This window comes from Chelatococcus asaccharovorans, assembly GCF_003201475.1.
Taxonomy (GTDB): domain Bacteria; phylum Pseudomonadota; class Alphaproteobacteria; order Rhizobiales; family Beijerinckiaceae; genus Chelatococcus; species Chelatococcus asaccharovorans.
In genome coordinates this window covers 356,364-368,761 of the sequence record NZ_QJJK01000003.1, presented here as the reverse complement: position 1 = coordinate 368,761, position 12,398 = coordinate 356,364, and the positions used below count along the sequence as shown (strand labels likewise).

Below are 12,398 nucleotides of genomic sequence, written 5' to 3'. Positions count from 1 at the left end.
GACGGGGAGGCCCGCATCGCCCTCGGGCCACCCGCCCCACCCCGGGCCCATCGTCTGAGCGGGCCCGGATGTCGTAGCCACGACAGCCCCCTGCAGTCAGGCGTGGTGCTGAGGCCCGCCCCGGCGGCCTTCAGCGCGACGGCGTGCGGACCACCGACAGGTCAAGGTCGCGGATCTTTTTGCGCAGGGTATTGCGGTTGAGTCCGAGCAGTTCGGCGGCACGGATCTGGTTGCCGCGCGTCGCTGCCAGCGCCATGCCGATCAGCGGCCCCTCGATCTCGCGCAGGATGCGATGGTAGAGGCCTGGCGGCGGCAGAGCATCCTTGAACCCGCCGAAATAGCGGTTGAGATGCCGCTCGACGGAGGTGGCGAGCTGCTCGTCCTCACGGGCTTCCCGCGCTTCGGGAGAGCTGCTGGCGGAAGGCTCAAGCTCGGCGTCGATGATCGGGCCGGTGATGGTGTCCTGGGGATAGAGGGCCGCCAGCCGGCGGACGAGGTTCTCCAGTTCGCGCACGTTGCCGGGCCAGCGGTAGCGCTTGAGGCGGTCCATGGCATCGAGGTCGATCTGCTTGTGCGGCAGGCCCTCGCGCGCCACCATCGTGAAGAAGTGGCGGATGAGATCCGGGACGTCCTCTGCCCGTTCGCGCAAGGGGGGCAGGCGCAGCGGCACCACATTGAGGCGGAAGAACAGGTCCTCGCGGAAAATGCCCTGCTGGATGGAAATCCGCAGGTCCTTGTTGGTTGCGGCGATGATGCGGACATTGGTCTTGATGGGCGTGCGGCCGCCGACGGTCGTATATTCGCCCTGCTGCAGGACGCGCAGGAGGCGCGTCTGCGCTTCCATCGGCATATCGCCGATCTCGTCGAGGAACAGCGTGCCCCCCTCGGCCTGTTCGAAGCGTCCGGCACTGCGCTGCGTCGCGCCGGTGAAGGCGCCCTTCTCGTGCCCGAACAGCTCGGACTCGATCAGGTCGCGCGGAATGGCCGCCATATTGATGGCGACGAAGGGGCCTGTCCGGCGTTTGCCATAGTCGTGCAGCGCGCGCGCCACGAGCTCCTTGCCGGTGCCGGACTCGCCGGTGATCATCACCGTGAGGTCCGTCGGCATCAGCCGCGCGAGCGCCCGATAGATCTCCTGCATGGCCGCCGAACGGCCGACCAGGGGGATGTCCTCGCCCTCGGCATCATGCGCGCTCTTGGCCTGTCCGCGTGGCCGCGACAGGGCGCGTGCGACGATCGAGACGAGCTCCTTCAGGTCGAAGGGCTTGGGCAGATATTCGTAAGCACCCCGTTCCGACGCGCGGATCGCCGTCATGAACGTATTCTGCGCGCTCATGACGATGATCGGCAGGTCGGGGCGCAGCTTCTTGATTCGGGGCAGGACGTCGAAGGCATTCTCGTCCGGCATCACCACATCGGTAATGACCAGGTCACCCTCGCCTTGGCTCACCCAGCGCCAGAGCGTCGCCGCATGTCCTGTAGACCTGACGTCATAGCCAGCCCTCGCCAGCGCCTGGTTCAGCACCGTGCGGATCGCTGTATCGTCGTCGGCGACAAGAATGCTGCCTCTCGCCATTGTACTCATTCCTCCGAGCCACGCCCATCGCGGGCCAGATACATGGGCATCAACACCCGAAACGTCGTCCGGTGCACACCTGCGTCGCATTCCACGACGCCACCATGGTCACCGATGATCTTCGCCACCAAAGCAAGACCAAGGCCACTGCCGGACGCCTTGGTGGTGACGAAGGGGTCGAACAGGTTGGGCACGAGATCCGGAGGAACGCCGGGCCCATTGTCGCGAACGCAGATTTCAAGGGGCAGGCTGACGCGCTGGCCCGAGCCTGGCAATTGCAACCGCATGCCTGGCCGGAACGCCGTCGACAGGGTGATTTCCCCGTCGAGCGCGTCGCGGCCGATGGCTTCGGCGGCGTTCTTGATGAGATTGAGGAACACTTGGACGAGCTGGTCGCGGTTGCCGAGCAGGGGCGGCAGCGAGGGGTCGTAGTCCTCGACGAAGCGGATATGCCGGGCGAAGCCCGACTGCGCCAGACGCTTCACATGGTCGAAGATGCCATGGATATTGACCGGCCCCCGCTCCACGGGCCGCTCGTCACCAAAAAGCTCCATCCTCTCGACGATCTTTACGATTCGATCGGTCTCATCGCAGATGAGCTGGGTCAGCAGGCGATCCTCGTCGCTGGCCGAGCCTTCGAGAAGCTGCGCCGCGCCCCTGATCCCGGAGAGGGGATTCTTGATCTCATGGGCAAGCATCGCGCCGAGTGCCGTAATCGAGCGGGCTGCGCCACGGTGCGTCAATTGCCTGTCCATTTTTTCAGCAATTGTCCGTTCTTGCAGCATCAATGCCACGGATCTGTTCTCGTCACCGAGCGGGACGGCGAAAATATCGACAATCCGCTCATGTCCTATGCGAGGGGTACCGATCTCGATGCGATATTCGCTCACGCTCGCATTGCGGCGACGCGCCTCCTCCGCCAGCGCCAGCACCGGTGAGCCGAAGGGCAGCACGTCGACCAGCCTCTGCCGCCTGAGAACGGGGAGGCTCGCCTCGAAGAAGGCCTCAGCGGCGCTATTGGCGTGGAGGATGGCATCGCCCTGCCCCACCACCAGGATCGGGACAGGGAGCGCGTTGAGAATGAGCCCCTGGTCGAAACCAGGTGCGCTGCCCGCGGAAGCACTTGGGATCTTCGTCTCGCGCATGCGTGTCCAGATCGTGTCGGGTTCAAGTCTTGTGGTGTTCAGGTCTTGTCGTGTCTAAGGTCTTGTACGTGTCCAAAGTCCTGTGCGTGGCGCCAGTCTCGTGTCCGACCCGATCATGCGATGCGTGCGCAAGGGACAGGCTTCATGCGAAGGCGGATCGATAGCGTCAGGCCGCTTCTTTCTGGAGGGGGCTGTCCGTGCTTCCATCATAGAGCCTCTGGATGAGAGCCAGGACGCGATCGGGATCCTCGCTGGTCACGAGTTCGGCGCGACATTGAGCAGCAGCGGCGCTGCCGTGCCGTTCAGCGTCAGCGCAATAGGCAGCCAGATGCTTGCGGGCATGCCGCAACCCGACCCTCTTTCCGTAAATGGTGAGAAGAGTCGTATAATGCTCTGTGATTGCATCTGTTTTCTCAGGCGGCGATGGCGCCGGGGCGGCTTGCCCGGAGCGCAGTTCCGCCGCCACCTGGCCCACCAGCCACGGCTGTCCCAGGGCCGCACGGCCGATCATCACCGCATCGGCGCCGGACTGGTCGAGGGCCTTGCGGGCATCTGTGGCATCGGCCATGTCGCCATTGACGACAAGCGGCAGCGCTGTGGCATCCCGCACCCGCCGCACGGCCGCCCAGCTGGCCGTGCCTTTGTAGAACTGCTGCCGTGTGCGGCCGTGGACGGTGATGAGGACGGCGCCCGCTGCCTCGGCCCGGCGGGCGAGCGCGTCGGCGTTCACGCTTGTCTCGTCCCAGCCGAGGCGCATCTTCACCGACACCGGAACAGCCACGGCACTCACCACGGCCTCGATCAGTGACGTGGCGTGATCGAGATCGCGCATCAGGGCTGATCCAGCCCATCCGCCAATCACGCGTTTGGCGGGACATCCCATATTGATGTCGATCATGGCGGCGCCGGACGCCTCGGCCACGCGCGCCGCTTCACCCATCCAGCGGGCGTCGCAGCCAGCCAGTTGGACGACATGCGGGGTTATGCCCGTGCCTTCCGCGCGCAGGACGGCCTCCTGCGATCCGTCAACGAGCTCCTGGCTCGCCACCATTTCCGATACGACCAGCGACGCGCCGAATCGATGGGCGATCCGCCGGAACGCGACATCCGTGATACCTGACATGGGCGCGAGCACAGCGCCCATCGCAAGATCCGGGCGCCATTGGGGTGTTTCAGCGATGGTGCCCATTTCCGCATCATTCATGGCCATGCTTATAAATTAAACAAAAGTCTTTGTCCCGCCCTTATTGCAGGAATAAAGGGTTCGTGAGCGACCACGAAAGGGATGCGCGGATCCGTCACAAGAGCATTGTATGTGACGGATCCGCGGCCTATCAGGCCCAGTCACTCAAAGCGGACAGGGTACGCATGTCGAAAGTTGTAGCGATCATCGTGGCAGCGGGGCGCGGTACGCGATTGGGCGGCGAGATTGCGAAGCAATATCGCATGATCGCCGGGCGGACCGTTCTGGGCCACACACTGGTCGCGATGGCCGCCCAGGCCGATATCGAGCGCATCGTCGTCGTGATCCACCCCGACGACAGCCTGCATTTCCGTGAGGTTGTCGCGGCCCTGCCCGCCCCTGTGGTCGAGCGGCTTGCGCCTCCCGTCCATGGCGGCGCAACGCGCCAGCTCTCGGTGATGGCGGGGCTCGAGTGGCTCGCCGACGCGGCGCAGGATACGCCGCGTTTCGTGCTGGTGCATGACGCGGCCCGCCCCTTCGTCTCACGGGAACTGGTCGGACGGGCGGTGGCCGCGGGAATCGCGCATGCGGCGGCCGTGCCGGGCGTCAGGATCGCCGATACCATCAAGCGCGTCGACGACACCGGGCGCATCTGCGAGACGCCGGACCGCGATGTGCTGCGGCGCGTGCAGACGCCCCAGGTCTTCGCCTTCATGCCGCTGCTCACTGCCCACCGTCGTGCGGTCGCCGCGGGTTTGACGGGCTTCACCGACGACGGCACGCTCGCCGAATGGGCAGGCCATGTGGTGCATATCTTCGACGGCGAGGCCGGGAACATGAAAATCACCAGCGGCGAGGATATCGCGGAGGCCGAACGCCGCCTTGCGCCTTCGGTTCAGCTCATCGCGCGCGCGGGCATCGGCTACGATGTGCATGCCTTCGGCCCGGGCGACCATATCTGGATCGGCGGCCTGCGCCTGCCGCATGACCAGGGCGTCGTCGCCCATTCGGACGGCGACGTGGCCTTGCACGCGCTGACCGATGCCATCCTGGGGGCGCTGGCGGAGGGCGATATCGGCAGCCATTTCCCGCCAAGCGATCCGCAATGGCGGGGGGCCGCGTCGGACCAGTTCCTGGCCCATGCGATGCGGCTTCTGCGCGCACGGGGCGGCCGGCTCGATCATCTCGACCTCACGATCATCTGCGAGGCGCCGAAGATCGGCCCGCATCGCGCCGCCATGCGCGCCCGCATCGCCGCGATCGTCGACGTGCCGATCTCGTGCGTTTCGGTGAAGGCGACCACCTCCGAGCAACTCGGCTTCACAGGGCGGCGCGAAGGCATCGCGGCGCAGGCGGTGGCCAGCGTCCGGATACCGGAGGGCGCATGACGCCGGATCCGGTCGGGTTGAAACGGGTTATCGTCTGAGAAGCGCAGGCAGGGAGCACAGGGGCATGACCGATATCGAGTTCACGCGCATCGACCGGGACCTGGTCCTGCAGGCCAAAGCCGTGCTTGATCTGTGCCGCGGGCTCGGTCTGCGCATCGTCACCGCCGAGTCCTGCACGGGCGGCCTCGTCGCGGCCGTGCTGACGGAGGCGCCGGGATCCTCGGAGACCGTCGAGGGCGGGTTCGTCACCTATTCCAACGATGCCAAGCGCAGTGCCATTGGCGTTCGCGAGGCATTGCTGGCCGCGCACGGTGCCGTGAGCGAGCCGGTGGCCCGCGCCATGGCCGAGGGGGCGCTCGCCCATTCGCTGGCCGACGTCGCCGTGGCCATCACCGGCGTTGCCGGGCCGGGCGGGGGCAGCGAGGCCAAGCCCGTCGGTCTGGTGCATTTCGCAGCCGCGCGGCGCGGCTTCGCAACGCTCCATGTGGAGCAGCGCTTCGGAGATATCGGACGCGGCGTCATTCGGCGCCGGTCGGTCGAGCAGGCCCTCGATCTTCTCACGGAGATCGCCCGGCAGCCGCTGGTGGCCTGAGCGACCGTCACGCCGCAGCGGGCGAACCGACCTTATACGGGTGCAGTCAGCGGCCCGCCCTTGCCATAGATGCTCGCAGCGCGGGCGACGAAGGCGTCGGCGAAACGCGCGAAGGCCTTGTCGAACAGGGCGCCCATCAGGAGTTTCAGCGCGAAACTCTTGAACTCGTACGTGATGTAGAAATCGACCGTACATCCGCCCCCCTCGATGGGGCGGAAGGTCCAGCGATTCTCGAGATAGCGGAACGGGCCGTCGACATATTCCACGAGGATCTTCAGGCGTGGGCGATCCAGGGTCACGCGGCTCGTGAAATTCTCGCGGATCGATTTGTAGCCGACACCCATATCGGCGACGAGGGTTTCCACCCCCTCCCCGCTCTGGGCGCGCCGGCGAATCTTCAGGCTCTCGCAGAGTGGCAGAAACTCGGGGTACCGCTCCACATCCGCCACCAGGGCGAACATAGCCTCTGGCGACTGCGGAACCGTACGACTGTCACGGAATGAGGGCATGGCGCAAACTTATGACGAGGCAGGACCGTTGCCGCGATGACCGTTGCCGCGATGGCCGTCGCCGCAAGCCGCGCGCGCAGCCTGGCACGAACGCGCCGGCAATGCCGTTCCAGTCAGAGCGTTACAAGCCAAGCTTGAGGCTCCGCGCAGCCTTCAGCCGTTCGAAATCCTCGCCGGCATGATGGGAGGAACGCGTCAGCGGGCTCGACGATACCATGAGGAAGCCCTTGGCATAGGCTGTCGTCTCATAGGCCTTGAACTCATCCGGCGTCACGAAGCGGAGGATGGGATGGTGCTTTTTCGTGGGCTGCAGGTACTGGCCGATGGTGATGAAATCGACCTCGGCCGAGCGCAGATCGTCCATGAGCTGCAGAACCTCGTTCCGCTCCTCGCCGAGGCCGACCATGATGCCGGATTTCGTGAAGATGGACGGATCGAGCTCCTTGACCTGCTGCAACAGGCGGATGGAGTGGAAGTACCGCGCCCCGGGCCGGACCTTGAGATATTTTGACGGCACCGTCTCGAGATTATGGTTGAAGACGTCCGGTCGCGCCGCGACCACAACCTCGAGCGCCCCCTTCTTGCGCAGGAAGTCCGGCGTCAGGATCTCGATGGTCGTCTTGGGCGAGCGCGCGCGGATCGCACGGATGACGGCCGCGAAATGCGCAGCGCCGCCATCGGCCAGGTCGTCGCGGTCCACGGACGTGATGACGACATGCTGGAGGCCGAGCTTTGCGACGGCCGTCGCGACACTCTCCGGCTCGGTGGGATCGAGCGCCTGAGGCAGGCCGGTCTTCACGTTGCAGAAGGCGCAGGCCCGCGTGCAGGTGTCGCCCATGATCATGAAGGTGGCGTGCTTCTTCTCCCAGCATTCGCCGATATTGGGGCAGCCGGCTTCCTCGCAGACCGTGACGAGTTTGTTGTCCCGGACGATGCGGTTGGTCTCGGCCCATTTCGGCGAGCCGGGGGCCTTGACGCGAATCCACTCCGGCTTGCGCAGGACCGGCTGGTCCGGCCGATGAGCCTTCTCCGGGTGGCGCTTGGCCTCGACGTCGCCCGACGCGCCGAGCTTGGCGCGGCGATCCTTGCCGTTGATGAGATCCAATACAACCGCCATAAGGGCCTCGCTCTGCGTCGCTAGTGGAGCGAATTTGACATTTGAGTCCCGCCCGACATCGAGCTCCAGATCAAATGTCAAATTCAAAAGCTCCACTAGAACCAATAACTTGCTAGTGGTTCTCTTGACTCCGACATTTGCTCAAAGGCCCGTGTCAGGCGGATGCAAATGTCGGAGTCGAACCACTAGCACACCGGTCGCTCCTACATATAGAGCTTGGCCGTCCGTCACAAGGAAGGTTCGGCTCATAGTTGGTCTATATCCTGTCGTTGGCATGTATCCTGCGCGAGCATTGAAGGATGAGCTCACTATGTCCCAAGGACGGGAATGGATGTCCCCTATTGCGACGGTTTCTGACGGCCTGGCCCGGGGCCGGGACAATTTCCTGTCGTTACGGCACGTCCTTGCCGGCTGTGTGCTCGTCAGCCATGCCTTTTTCGTCTTCCGCGGCGGTGGCGTGAGCGAACCGCTCCTTGACGAGACCGGCCTCGATCTCGGACAGCATGCCGTGAACCTGTTTTTCGCGCTGTCCGGCTTTCTCGTCGTACAAAGCCTGGAGCGCAGGGGTACCGCGGCCTATGCGAAGGCGCGCGCCCTGCGGCTTCTGCCGGGCCTTGTCGCGGCGACGCTTTTCACGGCCTTCATCATCGGGCCGCTCGTCACGGCCCTGCCGCTCGGGGCCTATCTGCGCGACAGCCGCACCTGGCTTTTCCTCCTCGAGATTGTCCCCCGCTTCAACGGCCATGCGACCTTGCCCGGCGTGTTCGACGGCCTGCCGGCCCACGAGGCCATGATCACCATCTGGACCATCAAATACGAGATTGCCTGCTACGCCCTCCTCGCCCTTGGCGGCGCTGGCCTGTTGAAGCGCCGCCCGGCGGTCGTGCTTGGAGCCTGCGCGCTGGGTTTTGTCCTGATGAGCCTGCCCTCCCGGATCGTCCTGCCGGACTCGGTTCATTCCTTCGCGCGGCTCGGCATGTGTTTCGCGCTGGGCGTTGGAGCCTGGCGCTATCGCAGCCGGATGCCGCTGGACGGCCGCTTCGTTATCGGCGGCATCCTGCTGTCGCTCGCCCTCGCCAAAACGCTATTCGGGCTGCCGGTCATGATCCTTGCGGAATGCTACGGCGCGCTTTGGCTCGCGTTCCTGCCGACAACCTGGCTGAACGGCCCTCTTTCTTTCATGGGAGCGGAATTGACAGGGGGGGCCGGGCTGACGAAGGGGCCGCTGACGTTGCTCGCCGGCGCCGATTTCTCCTACGGCATCTATCTCTATGGCTTTCCCCTCGAGCAGGCCGTCTTCCAGTTCCTGCGGCCCTCAAGTCCCTGGCTCCTGATCGTCGCGGTCCTGCCCGTGGTCCTCATGGTGACCCTGGCCTCGTGGCTCCTCATCGAGAAGCCGGCGCTCGCCCTGAAGCCCCGGGGCGCATCCCGCAGCGTGCCGCAGCTTGACCCCATCCCCGAAGGGCAGACCTCGTGATGCGCGGCGAGGCCGCACAGATTGCCGCGCTCGACAGTTGGCGCGGCATCTTCGCCCTGGCGGTCGCCCTCCTGCATGCGCCGGTGCCCTTCCTGGGCAGCGAGACGGCCTTCGTGCAGTCGTTCTACCTGGCGGTGGACTTCTTCCTGGTCTTGTCCGGCTTCGTCATCGCGATGAACTACGAGAGCCGGTTGTCGGGACCGCGCGAGGTGACGCGCTTTGCGTGGCGACGCTTCTGGCGCCTCTATCCCCTGCATATCACCACGCTTGCCGTCTTCGGCCTCATGGTTCTGGCGATGCAGCGGGCGGGCGCGAACGGCAGCGGTCACCAGGCGGATGCGACACTCGGTGATTTCCTGCGCATGGCCGCCCTGCTCCATGCCTTCGGGACAACCGCCATCGACATCTTCAACTGGCCGAGCTGGAGCATCTCCGCGGAAATCTGGAGCTATCTCGTCTTCGCCAGCGTGGTGCTCGTCACCGGCAGCCATGATCGCCTGCGCGTCGCTCTCTATGGGGCGCTCGGCTGTCTTGGCCTGGCGATCGTCTTTTCAAGCCCTGCGGATCCCGGGCGCGACACCTTCCTCTCCGTCACGGGGCTTGGCATCGGCCGCGGGCTCTTCGGCTTCTTCGCCGGCGTCCTGGCCTGGCGGCTGTTCGAGGTCACACGCCGGGCCCGGCTCTGGCGGTCCGCCGGGCTGATGAGCCTCGTCGAAATCGGGCTCGTCGCCCTGCTGCTGGCGGGGCTTGCCCTGATCGACAATACGACGCCGGCCGTGTTCGGGATCGTCGCGCTGTTTCCCGCGATGGTCATCGTCTTCGCCCATCAGGGCGGGATCATCTCACGCGCCCTTCAGAGCCCGGCTCTGGTGAAGCTCGGCGCTTTGTCCTACGGCATCTATCTCTGGCATCTCATCGCGGCGAAATGCGTCGGCTGGGTGCTCTACCGGCCGCTCAGCGCGGGGATGGAGGCGAGCGGGCAATCCGCCTTTGTGCAGGCGCTCGCCGCCCACGGCCTGCTCGCGGCCTATCTCGGCGGAAGCGTGATCGCCGCCGCCCTCTCCTATCGCCTGATCGAGCGACCGCTGCGCGAATGGTCGCGCAGAACATCTCCCGCGGACCTCGCCAACGGGGTCGCCGGCCGTGATCTGCCGGCGACGAAATAGGCGGGCAGCCTCACCGCTTCTGGAAGAGCCCCAGAATAAAGAGCAAGACAACGGCGCCGACGGTCGAGACCACCAGGCTCGGCCAGAACCCGGCACTCGTCGGCATGAGATTGAGCACGTTGAGAATGAAGGGGCCGATGAAGGCGCCGATCAGGCCCACGATAAGATTGGTCAGAAGCCCATGGCTTCGGCTCATGACCTTTTCGGCGATATATCCGGCCAGGATACCGACGATGATCGCCCCGATGATGCCAACACCCTGCATATGTCCTGCCCCTTGCTTTGACATGTGTTCCGCACACGTTGCCAATGAAACGCGACCGGACGCAAACGGTTCCGCTCAAGCCAGGAAATCAGGGGTGGACAATGCCGGTGGGCTGCATCTGGCGCGCTACTTCGGGCCGCGTGCCTTGAGATAGAACGAGAGGCCAACGACGACCGCCGAAAGGGCGAGCGCCATGACCGGGCTGAGCCAGGGCCCGAGCGGGGCCTCCAGGGCCAGCATGACGACGCCGATGCCGATCACCGCCCCGACGAGCGACTGAGCAAGCCTCCACGGCCACGACGCCGCCCGGCCGTAGACAAGGCCCGTGCCGACAACGGCGAGCAGCACGGTGACGACGGGCAGCCAGCCGCTCACGCGCCGGGCCTGCGTGCCACGCCGATCACGTGTGGATCACGCGTCCGTAGGCGTCCATGACGCTTTCATGCATCATCTCGGACAGGGTCGGATGCGGGAAGACGGCGTTGATCAGCTCTTCCTCGGTCGTTTCCAGGTTCATGGCGATGACGAAGCCCTGGATCAGCTCCGTCACCTCGGCGCCCACCATATGCGCGCCGAGGAGCTTGCCGGTCTTCCTGTCGAAGATGGTCTTGACGAGGCCGTCCGGCTCCCCGAGCGCAATCGCCTTGCCGTTGCCGATGAAGGGGAAGCGGCCGACGCGGATGTCGTAGCCCGCCTCCTTGGCCTTGGCTTCCGTCAGGCCGACCGAGGCGATCTGCGGGTGACAATAGGTGCAGCCGGGGATCATCAGCTTGTCCATGGCATGCGGGTGAAGGCCCTTGATGGCCTCGACACAGATGACGCCCTCATGCTCGGCCTTGTGGGCCAGCATCGGCGGGCCGGCGACGTCGCCGATCGCATAGATGCCCGCGACAGACGTCTTGCCGAAACCGTCGGTCTTGATCGTCCCGCGGTCGAGGGTGACGCCAAGCGCCTCCAGGCCGAGATTCTCGACATTGCCGACCACGCCCACCGCCGAAATGACGCGATCGACGGTGAGGCTCTGGGTGCCGCCCTTGCCGTCGTCGATCGTCGCGGTGACGCTGTCCGCCTTCTTGTCGAGCTTGGTCACCTTGGCGCCGGTCATCACCTTGATGCCCTGCTTCTCGAAGCGCTTGCGCGCCAGTGCGGCGATCTCGGCGTCTTCCACCGGCAGGATCTGCGGCAGCACCTCGACGACCGTCACCTCCGCGCCGAGCGTGCGGTAGAAGGACGCGAATTCGATGCCGATGGCGCCGGAGCCGACGACCAGCAGCGACTTCGGCATGGTCTCCGGCACCATGGCCTCGAAATAGGTCCAGACCAGTTTGCCGTCCGGCTCGAGCCCGGGCAGGACGCGCGGGCGCGCACCGGTCGCGACGATGATGTGCTTGGCCGCATAGGTGCCGGCGCCCTTGGTGCCCTTGGGCGCTGCGGCGGTTCCGTCACGCGGCTTGGCCGCATCCTTGACGACGATTTCGCCGGGCTTCGTGACGGTTGCCTGACCCCAGATGACGTCGATCTTGTTCTTCTTCATGAGGAACGCGACGCCATTGTTCAACTGGGTCGATACCCCGCGTGAACGCTTCACGACGGCGGCCGGATCGGGCCGGATCGTGCCTTCGAGCACGAGGCCGTAGTCCTTGGCATGGGTGGCGTAGTGGTAGATCTCCGCCGAGCGCAGCAAGGCCTTGGTCGGGATGCAGCCCCAGTTCAGGCAGATGCCGCCGAGATGCTCGCGCTCCACGACGGCCGTCTTGAAGCCAAGCTGGGCGGCGCGGATCGCGGCCACATACCCGCCGGGACCGCCACCGATGACGATGATGTCGTATTGATCGGCCATTCACGCCTCCAGATGCCCCCGCTCCATCCGGATGCGGGGCGAGCGTAGTGAAACTCCATGCTCTCTCCACTCGGGAGAGGTCTTTGAGCGAGAAACGGCCCCAAGTCTCAGTGGAGGGCCGCGTCCCGCGCCGATGTCAA

Annotated in this window: 12 protein-coding genes; 4 read left to right on the top strand and 8 right to left on the bottom strand. The window is 65.4% G+C overall.

Features of this window, described 5'->3' with window-relative positions:
- Positions 1-130: 130 nt before the first annotated feature.
- The 3 genes from ntrC to dusB form a co-directional block, all read right to left on the bottom strand.
- Complete coding sequence (gene ntrC / locus C7450_RS09190; RefSeq protein ID WP_110374135.1) at positions 131-1,576, bottom strand: nitrogen regulation protein NR(I); 1,446 nt, start codon at positions 1,574-1,576, stop codon at positions 131-133.
- A 5-nt stretch (positions 1,577-1,581) separates the two neighbouring features.
- A complete protein-coding gene (locus C7450_RS09185; RefSeq protein ID WP_110374134.1) occupies positions 1,582-2,721 on the bottom strand; it encodes a two-component system sensor histidine kinase NtrB in 1,140 nt (379 codons plus the stop codon).
- A 166-nt stretch (positions 2,722-2,887) separates the two neighbouring features.
- Positions 2,888-3,925 (bottom strand): tRNA dihydrouridine synthase DusB, encoded by a 1,038-nt coding sequence (dusB, locus tag C7450_RS09180; RefSeq protein WP_110374297.1) that lies wholly within the window; start codon positions 3,923-3,925, stop codon positions 2,888-2,890.
- Positions 3,926-4,089: 164 nt separating this feature from the next.
- On the opposite strand from dusB, the gene C7450_RS09175 reads away from it, so the two are divergent.
- Complete coding sequence (locus C7450_RS09175) at positions 4,090-5,292, top strand: bifunctional 2-C-methyl-D-erythritol 4-phosphate cytidylyltransferase/2-C-methyl-D-erythritol 2,4-cyclodiphosphate synthase (protein WP_110374133.1); 1,203 nt, start codon at positions 4,090-4,092, stop codon at positions 5,290-5,292.
- A gap of 64 nt (positions 5,293-5,356) precedes the next feature.
- Complete coding sequence (locus tag C7450_RS09170) at positions 5,357-5,884, top strand: CinA family protein (RefSeq protein ID WP_110374132.1); 528 nt, start codon at positions 5,357-5,359, stop codon at positions 5,882-5,884.
- Between the two features lie 32 nt (positions 5,885-5,916).
- On the opposite strand, the gene C7450_RS09165 is transcribed toward C7450_RS09170, so the two are convergent.
- A complete protein-coding gene (locus tag C7450_RS09165) occupies positions 5,917-6,393 on the bottom strand; it encodes a type II toxin-antitoxin system RatA family toxin (protein WP_110374131.1) in 477 nt (158 codons plus the stop codon).
- A gap of 121 nt (positions 6,394-6,514) precedes the next feature.
- Positions 6,515-7,510 carry a lipoyl synthase gene (lipA, locus tag C7450_RS09160; protein ID WP_210206407.1) on the bottom strand — a complete coding sequence of 332 codons (996 nt, stop codon included), beginning with the start codon at positions 7,508-7,510 and terminating at the stop codon, positions 6,515-6,517.
- A 331-nt stretch (positions 7,511-7,841) separates the two neighbouring features.
- Here lipA and C7450_RS09155 point away from each other — a divergent pair, with 331 nt between their 5' ends.
- Positions 7,842-8,987, top strand: a complete 1,146-nt coding sequence (locus tag C7450_RS09155) for an acyltransferase family protein (protein WP_170147155.1) — start codon at positions 7,842-7,844, stop codon at positions 8,985-8,987.
- Positions 8,987-10,153 carry an acyltransferase family protein gene (locus C7450_RS09150; protein WP_110374129.1) on the top strand — a complete coding sequence of 389 codons (1,167 nt, stop codon included), beginning with the start codon at positions 8,987-8,989 and terminating at the stop codon, positions 10,151-10,153. Before C7450_RS09155 ends, C7450_RS09150 begins: the two co-directional genes overlap by 1 nt.
- A 10-nt stretch (positions 10,154-10,163) precedes the next feature.
- Here the strand turns inward: C7450_RS09150 and C7450_RS09145 are convergent, their stop codons facing one another.
- The 3 genes from C7450_RS09145 to lpdA all read right to left on the bottom strand — a co-directional run bounded on the left by C7450_RS09145 (position 10,164) and on the right by lpdA (position 12,258).
- Positions 10,164-10,418 carry a GlsB/YeaQ/YmgE family stress response membrane protein gene (locus C7450_RS09145; protein WP_110374128.1) on the bottom strand — a complete coding sequence of 85 codons (255 nt, stop codon included), beginning with the start codon at positions 10,416-10,418 and terminating at the stop codon, positions 10,164-10,166.
- A 126-nt stretch (positions 10,419-10,544) separates the two neighbouring features.
- The gene (locus tag C7450_RS09140) at positions 10,545-10,793 is read right to left on the bottom strand and encodes a hypothetical protein (RefSeq protein WP_110374127.1); all 249 of its coding nucleotides are present in this window, start codon (positions 10,791-10,793) and stop codon (positions 10,545-10,547) included.
- 25 nt (positions 10,794-10,818) lie between these two features.
- Positions 10,819-12,258, bottom strand: a complete 1,440-nt coding sequence (lpdA, locus tag C7450_RS09135) for a dihydrolipoyl dehydrogenase (protein WP_110374126.1) — start codon at positions 12,256-12,258, stop codon at positions 10,819-10,821.
- Positions 12,259-12,398: the final 140 nt, after the last annotated feature.